General features: G+C 57.0%; 12 protein-coding genes. 8 read left to right on the top strand and 4 right to left on the bottom strand.

The features are described 5' to 3' along the window. Positions 1-11: 11 nt before the first annotated feature. Entirely contained in the window at positions 12-1,676 is a 1,665-nt protein-coding gene (locus VHE34_RS02440; protein ID WP_325584205.1) for a hypothetical protein, read from the bottom strand. A gap of 46 nt (positions 1,677-1,722) precedes the next feature. Between VHE34_RS02440 and VHE34_RS02435 the strand changes: the two genes are divergently transcribed. Beyond that, a complete protein-coding gene (locus tag VHE34_RS02435) occupies positions 1,723-2,151 on the top strand; it encodes a response regulator (protein WP_325584203.1) in 429 nt (142 codons plus the stop codon). Positions 2,152-2,206: 55 nt separating this feature from the next. Next, positions 2,207-3,793, top strand: a complete 1,587-nt coding sequence (locus tag VHE34_RS02430) for a sensor histidine kinase (RefSeq protein WP_325584201.1) — start codon at positions 2,207-2,209, stop codon at positions 3,791-3,793. On the opposite strand, the gene VHE34_RS02425 is transcribed toward VHE34_RS02430, so the two are convergent. Next, positions 3,771-6,230 (bottom strand): ABC transporter permease, encoded by a 2,460-nt coding sequence (locus VHE34_RS02425; protein WP_325584199.1) that lies wholly within the window; start codon positions 6,228-6,230, stop codon positions 3,771-3,773. The genes VHE34_RS02430 and VHE34_RS02425 overlap by 23 nt on opposite strands. 167 nt (positions 6,231-6,397) lie before the next feature. On the opposite strand from VHE34_RS02425, the gene VHE34_RS02420 reads away from it, so the two are divergent. The 5 genes from VHE34_RS02420 (at position 6,398) to VHE34_RS02400 (ending at position 16,863) form a co-directional block, all read left to right on the top strand. Next, positions 6,398-6,964, top strand: a complete 567-nt coding sequence (locus VHE34_RS02420; protein ID WP_325584197.1) for an RNA polymerase sigma-70 factor — start codon at positions 6,398-6,400, stop codon at positions 6,962-6,964. Positions 6,965-7,026: 62 nt separating this feature from the next. Continuing rightward, positions 7,027-8,214, top strand: coding sequence for a FecR family protein (locus VHE34_RS02415; RefSeq protein ID WP_325584195.1), 1,188 nt, complete (start codon positions 7,027-7,029; stop codon positions 8,212-8,214). A gap of 158 nt (positions 8,215-8,372) precedes the next feature. Further along, complete coding sequence (locus VHE34_RS02410) at positions 8,373-11,627, top strand: TonB-dependent receptor (protein ID WP_325584193.1); 3,255 nt, start codon at positions 8,373-8,375, stop codon at positions 11,625-11,627. A gap of 28 nt (positions 11,628-11,655) precedes the next feature. Then, on the top strand, positions 11,656-13,293 hold the full coding sequence (locus tag VHE34_RS02405; RefSeq protein ID WP_325584191.1) for a RagB/SusD family nutrient uptake outer membrane protein: 1,638 nt from the start codon (positions 11,656-11,658) through the stop codon (positions 13,291-13,293). Positions 13,294-13,338: 45 nt separating this feature from the next. Then, complete coding sequence (locus tag VHE34_RS02400; RefSeq protein WP_325584190.1) at positions 13,339-16,863, top strand: alpha-N-acetylglucosaminidase TIM-barrel domain-containing protein; 3,525 nt, start codon at positions 13,339-13,341, stop codon at positions 16,861-16,863. Here VHE34_RS02400 and solA read toward each other — a convergent pair. Then, the gene (gene solA, locus VHE34_RS02395) at positions 16,849-17,988 is read right to left on the bottom strand and encodes an N-methyl-L-tryptophan oxidase (protein WP_325584188.1); all 1,140 of its coding nucleotides are present in this window, start codon (positions 17,986-17,988) and stop codon (positions 16,849-16,851) included. The genes VHE34_RS02400 and solA overlap by 15 nt on opposite strands. 30 nt (positions 17,989-18,018) lie before the next feature. Here solA and VHE34_RS02390 point away from each other — a divergent pair, with 30 nt between their 5' ends. Then, positions 18,019-20,673 carry a glycoside hydrolase family 3 N-terminal domain-containing protein gene (locus tag VHE34_RS02390; protein WP_325584186.1) on the top strand — a complete coding sequence of 885 codons (2,655 nt, stop codon included), beginning with the start codon at positions 18,019-18,021 and terminating at the stop codon, positions 20,671-20,673. Here the strand turns inward: VHE34_RS02390 and VHE34_RS02385 are convergent. Beyond that, a complete protein-coding gene (locus VHE34_RS02385) occupies positions 20,660-20,935 on the bottom strand; it encodes a hypothetical protein (protein WP_325584184.1) in 276 nt (91 codons plus the stop codon). The two genes, VHE34_RS02390 and VHE34_RS02385, sit on opposite strands and share 14 nt — an antisense overlap. Positions 20,936-21,028 lie beyond the last annotated feature (93 nt).

The raw sequence follows: 21,028 nt of genomic DNA, 5'->3' as shown, positions 1-21,028 counted from the left end.
GTCCCCCTAATTTACCGATTTTCCATAAGAAGCCGGATGGTATTTTCCTGTGGATGCGCGCGCCAGGCGGCGCCATCGACGGGATCGGTGAAGAAACCCTGTGTGGCGGTGACGCGGTACCTGGTCTTTCCGGAATGGGCTTCGAGGCTGTGGGGGTTGATCTTGCCGAAGGGGAGTTTTGCGCCGGCGGCGGTGCGGAGTTCGAAGAACCAGGGGAAGGCGGGGGCGTCGGGCCAGCTTATTTCAAACCGGTCTTCTTTCAGAGTGATGACGAGGCTTCCTTTTGCGGTGGTGAGGGGCCAGCGGATGATCATCATCGAGTCGCCGACGGGTTGGAAGGAGGGGTCGCCGCCCTGGAGGGGGACCGTCTTGCCGTCGATGATCGCCATAGCGCGCAGGCCGGCGAGGGTGTCTTTGCTGCTCCAGAGATAGCCGTCGACGATTGGAAGGGTGAAGAATGAGCATTCGTTGGCGGTGGCGGGTTTTGTTTCATAAACGGAGGGGAAGCGTTCGTCGAAGAGGTGCCAGTCGCGAATGCGGAGGGTTCCATTTTCCCAGAGGAGGTTTATCCTGTAGAAGCGGCTGTCGAACCAGATCGTTTTTTGGTCGCTGCCGGGGAGGTCTTTTGTGACGGTGAAGGTGGTGGAGGGAGTGATCGGGTATTTTTTGCTGAACCAGCGGCCGGATTCCGCGAGAGTCCGGACCTGCAGGCGGCCCTGGTCGCGGAGGCGGGCGATGAGCGGGAACTGCAGGCCGAGGCCTTTTGCCATGGCGGTCCAGGTGAAGGAGTTCTCCTGGCCGGCCTGGGTATAGTTGAAGCCGAGCTCGTTGCCGGAGGTTAGCGTGTTGAAGAACCAGTTGACCCACGTCGAGTCGCCGCCGCCGAAGGTGTAAACGGGTTCGAGGGTGACGACGTCCTGGCGCGAGTGGCCGAGGCCGTTATCATACTGGCGGATCGGATCGCTGCCGAGCATGCGGAAGACGGGCACGGGGATCTGTTGGGTCGCGTGTTGGGCGGGCATGTAAGAGTTGGTCTTGCTGGGATAGTAGGCCTGGTTCCAGTAGCCGCCCCAGAGCGTGTAGCCGTCGGTGCCGTATTGGTCCTTGCAGTTGGCCGAGGCCACGATGTGATATTTATCGTACATATACTGCAGGCTGTGGGCGTCGATGAACCAGGAGGCAACGGAGGCGGGATAGTCGCCGAAGATGGTTTTGAAGTCTTCCATATAGGTATCGATCAGGCGTTCGCGTTGCCCTGGCGTATAGCCGGTGGAGAAGCCGATATTGGCGCGCCAGTCCCAGGGGTAGCGGCCGCGCCAGGGCAGGCCGGCCTTTTCGATCAGGGGTTGGGGGAGTTCCCACCAGGCGCCGATGTCGAAGGAATCTTTTGGAAGAGGTTTCAGCAGGGCCTGGTAGCGAGGGTCCATGAGGGCGTCGTACTGGAGGAGGAAGGTGCCGCGGAGGTGGTGCTTTCGCATGAGCGCGAGCTGATCCACGACCGTTTGGTAGAGGACGTCCTGGGTGATGGCGGAGTCCCTTGGTTCGAGGAGGCGGATGAAGTTGACGATGTTGACTATTCGGGGGGCGTTGCCGGATGCGGCAGGGGTTTCAGGGGATTGGGCTCCGGAGATCAACGAACAGAAAAGGAACAGGGGGTGCAGGAGGTGTCTTTTCATGCGGTGAAAATAGGAAAAACGGCACGTTTTTTACATTATGGGTAATATGAGCCTCAAATCATCGCAACCTATCGTGCTTATCGAGGATGATACGGACGACCAGGATATGTTCCGGGAGCTGATCGTCGGTCTGGGAATCCCTAACCCGCTGATCTTTTTTGACAATGCGCCGGATGCATTCGAATTCCTGATCGCGGATGGACAGCCGTTCCTTATTTTCTGCGACGTGAACCTGCCCATGCAAACGGGCCTCGAATTCAAAAAGATGGTCGACGATCATCCCGAGCTGCGGAAAAAGAGTATCCCGTTTGTCTTTTGCACGACCAGCGTCGACTCCGGCGCGATCTCAAGGGCCTACCTGGATATGACCGTTCAAGGGTATTTTAAAAAGGGAACGTCGATGGCGGAGATGGAGCATACTTTGAAGGTGATCTTCGAATACTGGATGCTTTCGGTGCATCCAAATTCGGTATAGTCGCGGACAGAGTTGGGGAAAATTATACCCAAATTTGGTCTGATAATCGTTATTTATGCAAGTCATGGCCCCTTTGCCGTCCACGTTACAGACGGCGCAGCAGATGATGATGAAAGTTCCGATCCCCGCATTCCTGCTTTGGGGGGATGAGCTCCGATTTTTTTACAATTCCGTCTTCAATGAGAATCTCGACGTACGAAGAAAAAATAGTTTTCCAACCGGTCTGCCGATCGGCGACGTATACCCGGAGTGTCTTCCCCTGCTGTTACCGGTTGTCAAAGGGGTTCGGAACGGCGGGGCCGGGGTGCGTAGCGGGCAGGCCTTTTTCCCCCTTGCCCGGACCTGGAATTCGGAGCCGACGACCTGGACCTATTGTTTCGAAGGGGTGACCGATGAACTGGGCCGTGTAGAGGGGATCTTTGTGAGCTGTCTTCAGCAAGCGCTGCCGGTGGTGATGGCCAGGAAGATCGAGCGGGAGTTGGAGCTGACGCGAGATGAAATGGAAGGCCAGCGGCGGATCTATGAGGCGATTGCCGACAGTACCCCGGATCTTATCTATGTTTTCGATTTGAACTATAAGTTCATTTTTGCCAACAAGGCGTTGCTGGCGATGTGGGGCCGAAGCTGGGAGGAGTCCAGGGGGCGGGGATTGCTGGAGTTGGGTTATGAGCCCTGGCATGCGGAGATGCATGAGCGGGAGATCGACAGGGTGGTGGCCACGAAGAAAGCCATCCGGGGGGAGGTCTCCTTTCCGCATGCGGAGCTGGGCCGGCGGATCTACGATTATATTTTTGCGCCGGTGTTGGATGAGCGGGGCGAGGTGAGCGCGATCGCCGGTACGACGAGGGATATTTCCGAGCTGAAGGCGGCCGAGGAGGTTTTGCGAAGAAGCGAGGAGCAACTGGAGCAGGTGGTGAGCGAGCGGACGAAGGAATTGCAGCGAAGCAATGACGACCTGTTGCAATTTGCGCATGTGGCTTCGCATGATCTGAAGGAGCCGACGCGGAAGGTGCGATTCTTTGCCGACCGGTTGTTACGCGATCCCGAATCGAAGCTTTCCGAGACCGGCCGGCATTTCGTGGAGAAGATCGTCAGCGCTTCGGATCGGATGTTCATGATGATCGAGGGCGTTCTCAACTATTCGAAGGTGACCAATCTGAAGGAGGATTATGCGGCGGTGGACCTGGCCGAGGTGATCGGGCAGATCGTTACGGACCTGGAGGTGGTGATCCAGCAGAAGGAGGCGCGGATCGAAACGCATGATTTGCCGGTTGTGCATGGGGCGCCTATGTTGTTGTACCAACTTTTTTATAATCTCATCAATAATTCGTTGAAGTTTGCGAGGAAGGGTGTTCCTGCCCGGGTGGTCATTACTGCCTATACCCGCAACGGTGGTCCTGGTGGACGGCCATGGGTGGAGATCGAGGTGCGGGATAACGGGATCGGTTTCCCGCAGGCGTATGCGAAGAATATCTTCTCGACTTTTACGCGGCTGCATCCCAAGGATCAGTATGAGGGAACGGGTCTTGGGCTTTCCCTCTGCAAAAAGATCGTGGAACGGCATGGGGGTACGATCGAGGCGAGCAGTCATCCCGGTGAAGGGAGTGTGTTCCGCATTTTTATTCCGTTCGCAGGGAGTTGATCGGGTTGGCGAGGGCCGCTCGCACCGCCTGGAAGGCGATAGCCGCCATGGCAATGGAGAGTGCGGCGAGGCCGGAGCCCACAAAAACCAACCAATCGATCTGGATGCGATAGGCGAAGTCTTTGAGCCAGCTATTCATCATCCCCCACCCCAGCGGCCAGGCGATGGCGTTGGCCAGGGCGATCAGCCCGATGAAATCTTTTCCCAGCAGAATGAGGATATCCTTTGTACCGGCGCCGAGTACCTTACGGACGCCGATCTCTTTTGTGCGCTGGCGGATCGTGAAGGCTACGAGGCCGAGAAGTCCGATGCAGGCGATGCCAATGGCCAGGACCGAGAAGACGCCGAAGATGTAGCCGAAGCGGAGTTCGCTTTGATACTGGGTATTGAACGTTTCGTCGAGGAAGGTATACTCGAAGGGGTTATCGGGGAAGCTGTTTGTCCAGGCCGTACGGATGCGATCGACGGTTGGGCCGATGCCGGTGGAGTTCAGCCGGATGTAGTAGTATTCGAATTGACGGAGGTCGTCGCCGCCGAATTGGAATACGGCCGGGGTCTCCAGCGTTTGCAGGGATAGCTGGTGAAAGTCGTTGACGACACCGATGACGGTATAGACGTCGCCATCCATCCGGATGGGCTTGCCGATGGCATCGGGGGGGTGAGCAAAACCCAGGACGGAGGTGGAGGAGGCCGTGAGGACCAGTGAGTGGCCGTCGGTCTTGTAGTCTTTTGAAAAATTGCGTCCTGCCAGCAGTTTGAGGCCCAGGCCGGGGACATAATTTTCATCTATTAATGTAGTATTGATGGGGACCGAAATGGGGTGTGCGGGGCCAATGAGAGAGAAGGTAGAGGGCCACCGAATTTCTTTGCCCGGTTTTTCGTCGGACATAGCGATGGCTTTTACGCCGGGGTCCCGCATCGCTGCGTCTTTGAACCGTTGGACCAGCCCGTTATGGGTGGACCTTGCGGTATCCCAGCGGCCCGGGCGGTCGAGGATCATGACCTGGTCGACCTTTATTCCCAAATCCTGGTGAAGCATAAAGTGGACCTGCTGGTAGACGACGACCGTGCCGATGGTCAGCAGAATGGAAAGAGTGAACTGAAATACGACCAGGCCGCGCCGGAGGGTCAATCCTTTTGCCGTAGAGGCGAGCTTTCCTTTTAGCACGAGGACGGGCCGGAAGGCGGAGAGGACCAGGGCTGGATACAGGCCCGAGAGGAAGGTGCCCAACAGGAGGAAGGCTCCGAAGAGTCCTCCATAGCCATTTGTAAAGAGGGAGGCCAGGGGGAGGCGAATGGAAAAGAAATCGTGGAGCAGAGGTTGGCTGAGATAGATTGCGGCGGCGGCGAGGGCGGCACTGAGGGTGTTGAGGGCGATGGATTCGGCCAGGAATTGTTTAATGAGCCTCGTGCGGGTTGAGCCGAGCACTTTGCGGATGCCGATCTCTTTGGCGCGGTAGACCGAGTTGGCGGTGGTGAGGTTGATATAGTTGACCCAGGCGATGAAGATGATGAAGAAGGCGATGCCGGTGAGGAAATTTATGGCTTTGCCATTGACGGTGGGTTCGGGTTCGTCCTGGAGGCCGGGGCTGAGGTGGATCGAGGTCAGGGGTTGGAGCGAGATGCGGCTTTCCTGGCCCCGGCTGGATTCAGCGGGGATATGGCGGTGGATGAAGTCGGGTAGCCGGGAGGACAGTTGCACCGGGTCGACCCCGGGGCGAAGGCGGATATAGGTGTAGAAGTCTTTGCGGTCCCAATTGCTTTCGAAACGCTCCAATTCGCCCCGGCGCCGATGGTCAAGGGTGGTGTAAGAGAGGAGGATGTTGAATTTCAGGTGGGAGTTATCGGGGACGTCGTTGAATACGCCGGTGATGGTGCAGAGCTCGGAGTTGCGATCGTCGTCGGTCATTTGGATCGGCTTGCCGATCGCCTGGCGGACCCCGTCGGGGCCAAAGAGTTTTTTTGCGGTGGTCGCGTTGACGATCGCGGAAAAGGGTTGGACAAGTGCGGTGTGCGGATCGCCGGTGAGGAAGGGGATGGTGAAGATGTCGAGGAAGGAAGCGTCGGCGTAGAGCCATTTTGTCTCCTTGAAGAAGTTATTCCCGGAGCTGAAGACGCAGTTGTTTTTATACCCCAGGTTATAGAGCCGGGCCTGGTCGGCGATCTCGGGGAAGTCGTGTTTGAGGGCAGGGCCGAGGGCGGAATAGTTCTCGGCGCTATGGATGGCGAGCCGGTCGCTTAGGATCACATCCAGGTTGACCCGATATATTTCCTTTTTGGCGGTGTTTAGCCCGTCGAAGCTGCGCTGAAAGGTGACATAGCTGAGAAGAATGATCGAGCTCGCGATGCCGAGGGCGAGGCCGCCGATGTTGATGACGGAGATGCCTTTATTCCGGAGGAGGTTTCGCCAGGCGATGTGGATATAGTTGCGGAACATGGGATGAGATTTGGGGTTTGAGCGGCGAATTGGGTGCCATTTTTTTAAGCGTATCATTGACAGGAGGTTATTCTCATCCGAACGGTTGAAACTGTCCGGTTGTGATGCAGGTGTTGTTCGATATGAACAATTTTTTCTATTTTTAACCTTGTTGAAATTGTTTGCCGATGAACGTTCGCGATCACCATACCGACACTGAGCTGCTGGAGTTGCTTCAGCGGGGAGAGCCCGAGGCTTTCAGTTGTCTTTACCGGCGGTATTGGGACCGGCTGATGGCCGTGGCCCTGCATCGCCTTGGGGAAGTTGAGGAGGCCCGGGAGGTGGTTCAGGAGGTGTTTTGCAATCTTTGGAAGCGGCGGGAGGAGCTGGTCCTCGAGCATACCTTGAATACCTATCTTTCGGTGGCGGTGAAATACGAAGTCCTGAAGCGGCTGGCGAAACGGAGCCGGCGGCAGCGGTTGCAGGAGCAGGCCTTGCGAGGATGGGATGAGTCGGTGGAGGATGTGTTGGAGCAGGTCGATGCCCGGGAATTGCAATCCCAGCTGGCTGAGCAGGTTCGGGCGCTGCCCGAGAAATGCCGGATCATTTTCCAGCTGAGCAGGGATAAGGGGTATACGCAAAAGCAAATTGCTTCGAAACTTGGGATTGCCGAGAAGACGGTGGAGGCCCATTTGGCCAATGCGCTTCGGAAGTTAAAAATGGGGCTCTCCCATTTGTTTACGATTTTCTTTTGATTTTTTTCTTTCGGACTAAGGGATGGGGATTTGTTATGGGGCTATGTAAAGAAAAAGGCACCATGACGCAGAAACCTTATTCCCGGGAGATGGAGGAGTTGAGCGAGAAATGGATGAATGGCACGATCACGCCGGAAGAGCGGGATCGGCTGTTCGAGTGGTTCGAGACCTTTGACGATTCAGAGCTTGTGCTCGATCCCGGGCAGGCCCGGGTTTTCCAACAATTGAAAAAGGGGATGCCGGAGGATATCCGGCGGGCGATGGGCTCCCAGGCGGTGGTCCGGAAGATGTCCTGGCGCCGGGTGGCGGTGGCTGCGGCTGTGCTGGTGCTGGCGACGGGAGGAGGTTATTTTGCCTTTCAGGGGTCGAAGGCCAGTGTGCCGGTGGTGACGGTTGTGCGCAGGGCGCCGGCGGGGGATGTCTTGCCGGGGAGTGATAAGGCGGTGTTGGAACTGGGGGACGGTTCCCAGGTGGTGCTTGACAGTACGGGCTCGGGGGGTATCCGCCGGCAGGGCGGTGCGGAGGTGGTGAAGACGGGGGTTGAGGGATTGAAGTACACGGCCGTTGAGGGGGCGGGAGGAGCCGGCGGGACGGGGGCGGTGGTGTACAACCGGCTGACGACGCCCAAGGGCGGGCAGTACCGGCTGGAATTGCAGGATGGGACGAAGGTATGGTTGAATGCCGGTTCTTCGATAAGGTACCCGACGGCCTTTATGGGAACTGAGCGGCGGGTGGAGATCCGGGGCGAGGCCTATTTCCAGGTGGCGCAAAACGCGCAGCAGCCGTTCCGGGTTTCCGTGGAGGGCGCTGCGGGTGGAAGCCAGGAAATAGAGGTGCTGGGTACCGAATTTAACGTCAATGGGTATGCGGATGAGCCGGATGCGCGGACTACGCTCGTCGATGGCGGCGTGCGGGTGGTTCGGGGCGATGAGAATGTGGTGTTGAAGCCCTTACAGCAGGCGGTCGGTTCGGCGATGGGACTGAAGAAGCGGGAGTTGGCGGACCTGGAGCAGGTGGTGGCCTGGAAGAGCGGGGCCTTTGGGTTCGAGGAGGCGGATGTACCGGAAATTTTGCGGCAGATCGCGCGGTGGTATGATGTGGAGGTGGTTTACGCGGGAAAAATGTCTTCTGACCGGTTTACAGGACGGATACCGAGGAACACCAGTCTTGCCGGTGTGTTGAAAATATTGAATATCAGCGGAGTAAGATTGGAGGCAGAGAATAAGAAAATTGTAGTACGATCTAATTAACGAAAACAAAAACCGGGAACGTTGGCCCGTCCCCGGCGGATGTTGAGTTAAGCTTTCCATAAACAAGCGTTCGAAGCACTGCTTATTTGTTAACCCAAACAACTAAAATTATGAATCTGATTGCGTATTGCAAAATCAGGACCAAAACCTTGCTTGTAATGAAACTGACGGCTTTCCTTCTGCTTGCGGCCTGTCTGGAGGTGTCTGCGGGCGGCTTCTCACAAACGATTACGTTGTCGGTCCATGAGGCGCCGCTGGAGAAGGTTTTCAAGGAGATCGAGCGGCAGAGCGGGTATTCCTTCTGGTACCCCAGCCGGCATCTTGCCAATGCGTCGAAGGTCACCCTGCAATTGCGGGATGCCTCGTTGGACAGCGTTTTACGAAAATGTTTCGAGCATCAGCCTTTCGAGTATGTCATCGTCGAGCGGACGGTGGTGATCCGGGCGCGGGAGTCGGTGGATGAGGCGCCGGTCCCCCTGGCAACGATCAGGGGGAAGGTCCTCACGGCCGGCGGCAAGGCGTTGAGCGGTGTGAGCGTGACGGTGAAAGCGACGCGTAAGGGAACGACGACCGATGAGAAGGGTGAGTTTACGATCACCGTGCGCAAAGGCGATGTACTGGTCTTTTCCTATGTGGGATATGAGAGCAAGGAGGTGAAGGTGGCGGACCAGGAGACGATCGAGGTGAGCCTTGCCGAGTCCAGTACGGCGTTGAATGAGATCGCGGTGATCGGTTACGGCCGGCAGACGCGGAGGAACCTTTCGAGCGCCATCAGCACCGTTAAGAGCGATGACCTGAACGCCGGGGCGATCACCGATGTCGGTCAGTTGTTGCAGGGCAAGGTTCCGGGGCTGAATATTACGGCCAGTGGCGATCCCAACAAGCCTGCGGCGGTTATTCTTCGCGGAGCCTCCACGCTGAACAGCAGCCAGACCCCTTATTATGTCATCGACGGGGTACCGGGGGCGGATATTTCGCTGATTGCGCCCAACGATATCGTCTCCATCGACATCCTCAAGGATGCGGCGGCAACTGCTATCTATGGTAACCGCGCCGCCAATGGCGTGATCATGGTGACCACGCGGAAAGGCAAGGCCGGCCAGGCGCAGGTCACTTACGGCGGCTATGCCGGGCTCGAAAAGGTGTCCAACCAGCTGAGCATGATGAGTGCGACGGAATTAAGAGCCTTCGTCACCAAGAACAATATGGCCTTGTCGCCCACCGACGACCTGGGAGCCAATACCGACTGGCAGAAGTCGATCGAGCGGAACTCGGCCGCTTCCACCAACCACAATATTTCCGTCAGCGGGGGGAGCGAACATGGCAACTATATTGCCAGTCTCAATTATGCGAATAAGGAGGGTATCCTGCAGGGCAGCAATCTTCAGCGCATCATCGGGCGGCTGGCCGTCGAGCAGTATGCGTTGAAGGACAGGCTGAAATTCAATTTCAATGTCACCAACTCCAACAGCAGTGCTGACGATATCGCATACCGGAATGTAGTGTTGCTGCAATCCGCGCTGTACCTGCCGGTGTCGCCTGTGAAGAATGCAGACGGCAGCTATTTCGAGGACTTCAACCATTCCAACTATTACAACCCGGTGGCCATGATGAACCACAGCTCGCTGAACACCAAGTATAATAATTTGGGGGCGAGCTTCTTTACGGAGGCCAGGCTCCCCTTCGGACTGAAGTACAATCTGAACCTCTCGTATCAGAACTATTCGAGTCTGCAAGGGGAATTCCTGGACAGTTATTTTACGAGCAAGTACACCAATATGTACGACAACCCCGATCCGGGGCTGGCGGGTCACACCCAACAGACCTTCGGCAAGAACGGCCAGGCGACGCGGAGTTCCTACCAGAATATTACCAAGACACTGGAGAATTTCGTGACCTGGGACGGCAAGTTCGGTAGCCATACCATCAACGCCGTTGTCGGTTACTCCTACCAGGACCAGGTGACCAACCAGGGCTTCACGGTGACTACGGCCAATTTCCCCGTGAACAGCATTTCCTATGATAACCTTGCGCTCAGCAACCCTTATGGACTCACCGGCTACCAGATAAGCCTGGGTAATGACGGGCTGTATTCCAAAACGCGGCTCATCTCCGATTTTGGCCGGGTGAACTATAACTACAAGGACAAATACCTGCTGCAAGGTTCGATCCGGCGGGACGGCAGCTCTGTATTCGGCGCCAACAAACAATGGGGTTATTTCCCTTCCGTCGGTGCGGCGTGGCGCGTCAGCCAGGAGAATTTTATGCTGAACCAGAACCTGTTCAGCGAATTTAAATTGCGGGGCAGTTATGGCGTCACGGGCAACTCCACCGGATTCAATGCCTATACGGCGCAGTTCCTTTCCGGCAACAACGGTACTTTTTATTATGGCGGGTCGAATGTGGCGGCCTACGGTCCGATCCAGGCGTCCAATCCCAACCTCCGTTGGGAGAAGACTGCGACTACGGACATCGGCGTCGATCTCGGGCTCCTGCACAACAGGCTGCTCGTGACGGTGGATGTGTACAATAAGAATACGACAGGGATGATCTACAGTTACAAGGTGGATCCTATCCTCGTCCCTGCGGGCTCCATCTATGCGAATGGCGGAAGCATGAACAATAAAGGCATCGAATTGGGCGTGACTGCCGAGGTGATCAGCAAGCGAAATCTCGGCTGGTCTTCCAGCCTCAACCTGGCGCACAACACCAATAAGATCACCAGCCTTACGAATCCGTTGTTCGCGGGTGGCGATTCCGTTCGGTTGTCCGACCCCGAAGGGGGCGGGCAGTCCGGCAGTACGCTGCAGATACTGAAGGCAGGCAAGCCGCTGGGCGAGTTCTTCACCCCCCAATACACCGGTAAGAGCTCCACCGGGGTCTCCCAATACCTGTCCGGCGACGGCAAGGTCACTACTACCCCGGTGATCGGTACCGATTATCACTATGCAGGCGACGCGCAGCCGAGGCTTATCCTGGGCTGGTCGAACAAGGTGCGATATGGGAATTTCGATCTGACGGTCTTTTTACGGGGCACGTTCGGGGTAAAGATCTTCAATGCAACCCGGGCCGATCTGTTCCGGCCGACGACGGCGCAATACACGAATATCCTGAAGGAAGTGGCCGGCGAATCCATCAACAATGCCACGGCCTATACGTATTCTTCACGATTCATCGAGAACGGGTCCTATCTCCGCTTCGATAATGCCACACTGGGATATAATTTCAAGGGCATCGGTGAGTATGTGAAGTCTCTGCGGCTCTATGCCTCCGTGAACAATCTCTTTGTCATCACGGGATATAAAGGCGTCGATCCCGAGATCAACCAGGGTGGTATCTCCCCGGGGATCGACTACAACAATTTCTATCCCAAAACCAGGCAGTTCCTGTTCGGCCTGAATGCTTCCTTCTAAATTTAACCGACTAATCAAAAGGATTCGTATGAAAAAATTACTTTCTTATATCATATTGCCGGTGCTGCTGGGAGCCCTGATCGCATCGTGTCATAAGCTCAATCAGCCCATCACATCGGAATTGTCCCCCAGTTCATTTCCGCAGGATTCTACGCAGTATAACCAGGTGGTGGGTCCCGTTTATGTCGCGTTGCGAGGAAACTATGGCGTTGAATTTTTCTTTCAGCAGAGTTATAGCACGGACGAAGGCATCATGCCGGCACGAGGCGGCAACTGGTATGACGGTGCGCAAAACCAGCAGATGCACTATCATAGCTGGACCAAGGACAACGGCTATGTCAATGGCAACTGGACCTGGCTTTCGACGATCATCGGCGAGTGCAATCAGATCACTTCCATTCTTAAGGCCGCGACCGGCACGGCGGCCACCAAGGCCACCTGGCTGGCGGAGGTCAGGACCGTCCGGGCCCTGGCCTATTTCTTTATGATGGACAACTATGGCAATGTGCCTATCGACACCGTATATGGAGACTTTACACCACACACCAATGTGGCCCGGGCGCAGGTGTTCAGTTTTATCGAATCGGAGATAAAGGCCGCCCTGCCGGACCTGAATTCGTCGGTAGCCTCCACCCAATACGGCCGGCCCAATAAGTACATGGCCTACGCGTTGCTGGCAAAGCTGTACCTCAATGCCGAGTACTATACCGGCACGGCCCGTTACAACGATTGTATCGCGGCCTGCGACAATGTGATCAATTCCGGCCTGTATTCGCTGCAGTCTATGGGCAGCTATTTCTCGCAGTTTGCATACAACAACGGGCCTCAATGCAAGGAATTCGTATTTGCCATTCCCTACGATCCCACGTTCACCAATACCTTTCCTTTCCGGTCGGTGAACATCCATTCCCGTTATGATATCCCCCGGTCGATGAGCCAGGTGGCAGCCGGGGCGGGTTATAACGTCTGGTCGGTTCCCTTCCATACGGATGGTCCTGCTTCGACGCTGAAGACCTTCTATGCGTATTTTAACGATCCGGGAGATGTGCGCAATAATCAATGGCTCACCGGCCTGCAAACCAGGCACGATGGGACGCCGGTGACGGTCACGACCACCAAGAGCGGGTATGACTTCACCTACAGTGGTTCCGACGGTTCTGCTCCCTACACTTACCAGGTGAACCTGACCCCCGATATCGTATTGCGCAACACGGCCTTCCCGTTTGATGTGGGTAATGATGAGATAGGATGGAACATGGGATACCGGAATCTGAAGTTCTACCCGGACTCGACCTCGACTACCCGGAATCAGAACAACGACATCCCCGTATTCCGTTATTCGGATATCCTGCTGATGAAGGCCGAGGCCATTTTGCGTGGCGGAGCGGCAACGGGGGGACAGGATGCGCTTTCGCTGGCCAATATGGTCCGGGCTCAGCGGACGACGTCGGCGGCCTGGTCTTCCATTACCCTGGACTCCGTGTACAATGAGCGGATCAGGGAATTTGCGTGGGAGGGCTGGCATCGGAACGATATGATCCGTTTTGGGAAGTTCGAGGGGGCCTGGGGGTTCAAGACGGATGCGGATGTGAATCATCGGATCTTTCCCATACCGACCTCGGCGTTGGCGGTGAATCCGGCGTTGAAGCAGAATCCGGGTTATTAATTTTTGTAATTTGCAATATGGGCCCCTTCGGGGCCCTTTTTTATTATGAAGAATTTGTTTTTTTTATTGATCGTCTGCTGCCAGGTAGCGCAGGCGCAGACGATTTCGACGGCGTCCTGGGTTCCGGCGGCGAGGGCGTTGATCGGGCGGGTGGTGCCGCAGCGGGCGGCGATGTTTGCGGTTGAGGGATTGGGTGCCGATCGCGGTAACGACGTTTTCGAAGTGGAGTCCCGGGACGGGCGCGTCGTGCTGAGAGGGAATGACGGAGTGGCCGTGGCTTCCGCGTTGTATTTCTACCTGACGGAGTATTGTCATTGCCAGGTGACCTGGAACGGAGACAACCTGCGGTTGCCCGCGGACTTGCCGGTTGTGGAGCGGACGATGCGGCGGATGTCGCCTTACCGGTACCGGTATTATCTCAATTATTGTACGTTCAACTATTCGATGGCGTGGTGGGATTGGCGGCGGTGGCAGCGGGAAATAGACTGGATGGCGTTGCATGGGATCAATCTGCCGCTGGCGATCACGGGGGAGGAATATACCTGGTACCGGGTGTACCGGAAGATGGGTTTTACGGATGGGGACCTCCGGGATTTTTTTTGCGGGCCGGCGTATTTCTCGTGGTTCTGGATGGGCAACCTCGATGGGTGGGGCGGTCCCCTACCCTTGCATTGGATGGAGGGGCAGGCCGCCTTGCAGAAGAAGATCCTTGCGCGGGAGCGGGAATTGGGGATGAGACCGGTGTTGCCGGCTTTTACGGGGCATGTGCCGGCGGCGTTCCGCAGGCGCTTTCCTGAGGCTCCGTGTAAGGCGACGAACTGGAAGAATGGGTTTGGGGATGTGTATATCCTCGATGCGCGGGATACCTTGTTTGCTTCATTGGGGAAACGATTCCTGGACGAGCAGACTGCATTGTTCGGGACCGATCATTTCTATTCGGCCGATACTTTTAATGAGAATGAGCCGCCATCGAACGATCCGGGTTTTTTGGCCGGGCTGAGTGCGAAGGTGTATGAGGGGATGAGGCGGGCCGATCCGGCGGCGGTGTGGGTGATGCAGGGGTGGTTGTTCTATAGTGACCGGACCTTCTGGCAGGCGCCGCAGGTCGAGGCGTTGCTGAATGCGGTGCCGGATACCTCGATGTTGTTGTTGGACCTGGCGGCGGAGATCGAGCCGGTGTGGAAGCGGACGCAGGCTTTTTATCATAAGCCGTGGGTTTGGTGTATGCTGAATAATTTCGGGGGTAATGTGAATCTTTTTGGGCGGATGGATGGGGTGGCGTCCGGGCCGGCGGCGGCGCTGGGCGATCCGGCGTCGGGGAAGATGGAGGGGATCGGACTGACGATGGAGGGGATTGCGACGAACCCGGTGCTTTATGAGTTGACGATGCAGCAGGCGTGGCAGGGGGAGCCGGTGGATGTGGATTCGTGGTTGCCGCAGTATGTTTTGAATCGATATGGAGTTTCGTCGGAGGCGGCTGTTGAGGCCTGGCAGGTATTGCGGCGGACGGTGTATAATGGGAAGCTGATCCGGGATGGGGCGGAGAGTATTGTGACTGGGAGGCCGACGATGGATTCGACTACCGTTTGGACGAGGACGTTGCTGAATTATGCGCCGGGGGATCTGTTACCGGCGTGGGATCTTTTTTTGAAGTGTGATGCGACGACGGAGGGGTATCGGTTTGACCTGGTGGATATGACGAGGCAGGTGATGGCCAACTATGGGGATGTGTTGCAGCGGAGGTGGGTTGCGGCGTGGCGGGCGGGGGATATGGCGGGTTTTGATAAATGGAGTGCCGCGTTTATCGGCCTGATCAGGGATTTGGACGCCTTGCTGGCGACGCAGAAGGATTTTCTTTTGGGCCCCTGGCTGGCGGATGCGCGGAGGAAGGGAGTGACGCCGGCGGAGAAGAATTTGTATGAGCAGAATGCGCGGGACCTGATCACGTTGTGGGGGGATAAGAACAGCCCGTTGCATGAGTATGCGAACAGGCAGTGGAGTGGGTTGTTGAATGATTTTTATAAGGTAAGATGGGAGAAATATTTTTCTTTTTTGCGGGCGGCGCGGCGTGAGGGCCGGGAGCCGGACTTTGCGGGTTTTGATGCGGCGATCCGGGATTGGGAGTGGAGTTGGGTTCGATCACATAAGGACTACCCGGTGGCGCCGGTCGGGGACGCGGTGGCAGTGGTGAAGAAGATGTATGCGAAATATCGGAAGGAGATGGGTGCGGCCTGGGGGGATTATGACATCACGCGTTTTGGAGCGGTCGGAGATGGGCAGCGGGACAATACGAAAGCCATACAGGCGGCGATCGATGCGGCGGCTGGTGTTGGCGGTGGCAGGGTGTCGGTGCCGGCGGGCCGGTTTGTAACGGGCGTCCTGACGATGCGGAGCGGGGTCGTGTTGCGCTTGGATTCGGGGGCGGTATTGCTTGCGAGTACGCACCGGATGGATTATGGATCGGGGAATGCGATGCCGCTGATCCAGGCTCATGGAGCGCGGAATATCGGGATCGAAGGCCGGGGTGTGATCGATGGACGTGGGGATGCCTTGCTAAAGGACCTGTATGAGCGGATCAAAGACGGGCAGATCAAGGATGGGGAATGGCAGACGCCGAATCCGTGGGGGCAGGTGCGGCCGGCGGAGGAAAACAGGCCGAAGATGATCTTCTTCCAAAATTGCGATGGGGTGAGTATCCGGGGGATCACGTTGAAGAACGGGCTGGACTGGGTGCAGGATTATAAGAGTTGTTCGAACCTGGTGGTCGATAGTATCCGGGTGGAGAGCAATACTTTCTGGAACAATGACGGCATCGATATCGTCGATTGCAAGCAGGTGCGGGTGACGAATAGTTCTTTTAATGCCGATGACGACGGCATCTGTCTGAAGTCGGAGGACCGGCAGGACAGCTGTGCAGACATCTATATTGCGCATTGCACGATCCGGAGTAGCGCCAGTGCGCTGAAGTTCGGGACGGCGAGCCGGGGTGGGTTCCACCGGGTCACGGTGCGGGATATCCGGGTTTATGATACGTACAGGTCGGCGATAGCCCTGGAGGCGGTGGATGGGGGAAAGATGACGGATGTGGATATTCAGGGGGTCCGGGCGACAAATACAGGGAATGCCTTGTTTATCCGACTGGGTCATCGGAACAGGGATTCGGTCTATAGCCTGGTTCGCGGGATCAGGATCGCGGATGTCGATGTGGTTGTTCCGGCCGGGAAGCCCGATGCGGGTTATCCCATGGAGGGGCCGGTGGCGCCGGGGATACGGAATGTGTTGCCTTCGGTGATTGCGGGGTTGGCGGGGCACCCGGTGGAGGATGTGGTGTTGGAGAATGTGCGGGTGCAGTATCCGGGAGGAGGGGTTCGCGGGCTGGAGTTGGTGCCGCTGCCGGAGAAGGCGGGGGATTATCCTGAATTTTCGATGTTTGGGGAGTTGCCTTGCTGGGGGTTGTATCTGCGGCATGTGGAGGGGATACGGTTGAAGGGAGTGAAGTTGGAATTGTTGAATGCCGATGGAAGGGAGGAGCGGGTTGGCGAGGATGTGAGGGGGCTAGTGGAGAGATAGAGCCGCCCTGCGAATTGCGAAGGGGCTGAGGTCGAAGTCATTCTTTTTTTCGAGGGCGAGGTTGGCGAGGATCTGGCCGGTGAGGCTGCTGAATTTGAAGCCGTGGCCGGAGCAGGGGCTGGCGACGATGATATTGGGGTGGAGGGGGTGGTGATCGATGATGAAATGTTCATCGGGGGTGTTGGTGTACATGCAGACGGTGGCGTGATCGAAGACGGGGTCGAAGTCGAGATATTCTTTTGCGAGGATAGCGATGGCGCCGATCTCTTTTTCTGTGCTGTCATTTTTGAGATCGTCGGGGTCGATTGGGCGGCCGCCATGGTGGGGGGCGAGTTTGGCGCCGTTGCCGAGGTCGGGGAAGCCATAGAACATCTTTTCCTTTTCATATTCCCAGATGAAGATCGGCATTTTTCCGGGCCCGAATTGATCGTTCGTGTTCCGAAACCAGAACAGCGGTTGGCGGTGAATGGCCAGCGGGAGTTGTAATTCCGGCAGGAGGGTATTGAGCCAGGCGCCCACGGAAACGATACATTTCTCTGTATGATAGGTCGTGGTCGGGGTGGTGACGGTGATCATGTCATTTTGCGGGGTGATGCTGGTCACGGGTTCGCCGGTGTGGATCGTTGCGCCTTGTATTGCGGCCTGGTGGAGAAAGGCCCGGATGCATTCTTCGGGGAAGAGGATGCCGGCTTCTTTTTCGAGCACGCCGACGGTGCCGGGGGTGGGTTTGAAAGCGGGAAAGCGGTTGCGGATGGCCGTGGCTTCGAGCCATTCGAAGGGGATATCGTGGGTGATCGCGCTCAACCTTGCGCCCTGGACGACGGTGGTGTCGGGGGCGCCGAGAAGGAGGCCGCCCGTCTTTTGGAAGAGGGTGTTGCCGCTGGCCTGTTCCAGCTCGGTCCAGAGGGGATAGGCTGCTTTGACGAGGGGGACGTAGAGCGGGCTTTCGTGATAGGCCTGGCGGATGATGCGGCTTTCGCCGTGGGAGGAGCCTTTTTGATGGGGAGGATGGAAGCGGTCGAGACCTAAAATCTTTTTGTTGGTTTTAGCAAGATGATAGAGCGCGGCGGCGCCGTTGGCGCCGAGACCGATGATGATAATGTCGTATGTGTTGGAGCTGGACAATGATTCAAAGATAGTGGGTATATTCGGGCTATGATTAGAGCGATGATGATTTTAGCGATGACCGTGTTATGCGGCGCCGCTTTTTCCCAGAAACTTCCCGTTTATAAAGATTCTACGCAGCCCATTGAAAGAAGGGTTTCCGACCTGCTTTCGCGGATGAGCCCGGAGGAAAAATTCTTCCAGCTGTTTATGATCCCCGGGGAGATCCCGGCGGGCGAGGAGGAGCGGTATCGTAGTGGGCTGTTCGGGTTCCAGGTGAGTGCGGCGCAGCGGAAGGGAGCCGCTCAACTGCTGGACTATAATGTAAAGGATGATGCGGCTACCTTACGTGCGAAGATCAATGGCTTGCAGCATTTCTTTGTCGAAAAGTCGCGGCTGGGTATCCCGATGATCGCGTTCGATGAGGCGTTGCATGGCGTGGTGCGGGGCGGGGCGACGATGTACCCGGCGTCGATCGCGCTGGCGGCCACCTGGGATACGGCGTTGATGAGAAGGGTGGCGCAGTCTATTGCGGGTGAGGCAAGGCAGCGGGGGATCCGGCAGGTGCTTTCGCCGGTGATCAATATCGCGAATGATCCGCGCTGGGGCCGGGTGGAGGAAACGTATGGCGAGGACCCGTTGCTGACCTCGGCGATGGCGGTGGCGTTTGTGAATCCGTTTGAGCGAAGCGGGATCGTGACGACGCCGAAGCATTTTATTGCGAATGTGGGGGATGGCGGGAGGGACAGCTATCCCATCTATTATAATGAACGGCTGTTGGATGAGGTGTATTTCCCGCCTTTTATCGCGTGTTTTCAGCAGGGTGGATCGCGGTCGGTGATGACTGCTTACAATGCGATCGACGGTACGCCGGCGTCGCAGAATAAATGGCTGCTGACTAAGAAATTGAAGGGGGACTGGGGCTTCACCGGCTTTGTGATCTCGGACGCCAACGCCGTGGGCGGCGCCAATGTGTTGCACTTTACGTCGCCGGATGTGCCGACCTCAGAGCAGCAGGCCGTGAATGCGGGGATGGATGTGGCGTTTCAGACCTCTATGGATCATGCGAAATTGTTTATACCTCCTTTTTTGGATGGGGGGATCGATAAGGCGCGGATCGACGATGCGGTGAGCCGGGTGTTGAGGGCGAAGTTTGAACTGGGGCTTTTCGATCATCCTTATGTCACGGATGCGGATGTTCGCGTTTGGGGCGATACGAGTGGGAACCGGGCACTGGCGCGGCAGGCGGCGAGGGAGTCGATGGTGTTGTTGAAGAATGCCGGGGTGCTGCCGTTGTCTTCGAAGTACCGGTCGATCGCGGTGATCGGGGAAGATGCGGTTACGGCCCGGCTGGGCGGATATAGTGGTCCGGGCAATCATAAAGTGTCGATCCTTGAGGGAATTAAGGAGCGGGCGGGAGCGGGCGTGAAGGTGACCTATACGCGGGGTGCGGGGCCGATGGACCGGAAGTGGACGGTGGTGCCGGGGGAGAATTTGTTTACGGGTCCGGGTTCTTCGACGCATGGGTTGAATGCGGAATATTTTGCGAATTTGACGCTTAGCGGCGCACCGGCTGTCAAGCGGGTGGATGCGAATATCAATTTTCAGTGGACGCTGGGGATGCCGGATTCTTCCCTTGGACATGATTTCTACAGTGCGCGATGGACGGGCGTGGTGCGGGCGCCGAAGGAGGGCATTTACGTGTTGGGTCTTGACGGCGATGATGGATACCGGTTGTGGGTGGATGATAGCCTTGTCGCCGACCATTGGGTAAAGCAATCCTATCATACGGAGTTGATTAATACTGAATTGCGGCCCGGTCAGGAATATGCGATCCGGGTGGAATTCAATGAGCCGGTAGGTAATGCGCAGTTGAAATTGGTGTGGTGGAAGTATCCGGAGCCTATGGTAATGGAGTCAACGATTGAAGCGGCGATGGAAGCCGATGTTATCGTGGCCGTGGTAGGAATCCATGAAGGGGAGTTCCAGGACAGGGCTTCGCTGGCGTTGCCGGAGAAGGAAGAAGCGCTGATCAAACTGGTGGCGGCCCTGCATAAGCCCGTGGTGGTGGTGTTGGTGGGTGGCAGTGCGATAACGATGAATAACTGGCTGGATAAGGTGCCGGGCGTACTGGACGTGTGGTATCCGGGGGAGGAAGGGGGGCATGCGGTGGCGGATGTCTTGTTTGGGGATGCCGATCCGGGCGGCCGGTTGCCGATCAGTTTCCCGATCTCGGAGGCGCAGCTGCCCTGGGTGTACAACCATACGCCGACGGGGCGTGGGGATGACTATTATAACCTGAGCGGGTTGCCGCTGTTCCCGTTTGGATATGGAATGAGCTATACGCATTTCACTTATTCGGGGCTGACGCTTGACAAGTCTTCGATGGGGGTTGGGGATTCGGCGGTGTTGCGTTGCCGGGTGACGAATGACGGCGATCGTGATGGGGATGAGGTGGTGCAGTTGTATCTGCGGGAGACGGTGGCGTCGGTGGCGAGGCCGGTGATTGCGCTGAAGGGATGGAAGCGGGTGCATTTGCGGAAGGGGGAGTCTATGGAGGTGAGCTGGGTGATTGGGCCTGGTGTTCTCGCTTCGCTCGACAAGGATCTGCGGCGCGGGGTTGAAACAGGCGAATACCAACTGTTGATAGGGGCCTCCTCGAGAGATTTGAGATTGAAGGCGTTATTGAGGGTTATTCCAAAATAACGAATTGCTGACCATCGAGGTGGAGCTGGATGAAGACACCGGCGGGGCCTTGTCGGACGGGGACCCCTCCTACTCCACCGTAGAGAGAATTCAGTGTGTCGCCGGGCTGATGAAAGGCGCTGCGGTAGTACATCCGGCCGAAGCGCAGCGGTTCCGAGCTGCGCATGACCGCGGCGATCTTTGCTATTTCCTGGTAAATTGTACAGGCCGGGTTCAGGAGGTTGAGCCCGGGGGTGTTCTTGTCGAACATTGCTTCGCGCATGGCGTTGTCGCTGCCGGCGCCGGTGAACCCCTGTTCGGTGCCATAATAGATACAGGGCGTGCCGAGGTCGTTGACCGTTGGAGTAGTCGGGGG

Origin of the sequence: Puia sp., assembly GCF_035546395.1 — a bacterium.
In the GTDB taxonomy this organism is placed as follows: domain Bacteria; phylum Bacteroidota; class Bacteroidia; order Chitinophagales; family Chitinophagaceae; genus Puia.
This window is presented reverse-complemented; position numbering and strand designations above follow the sequence as displayed.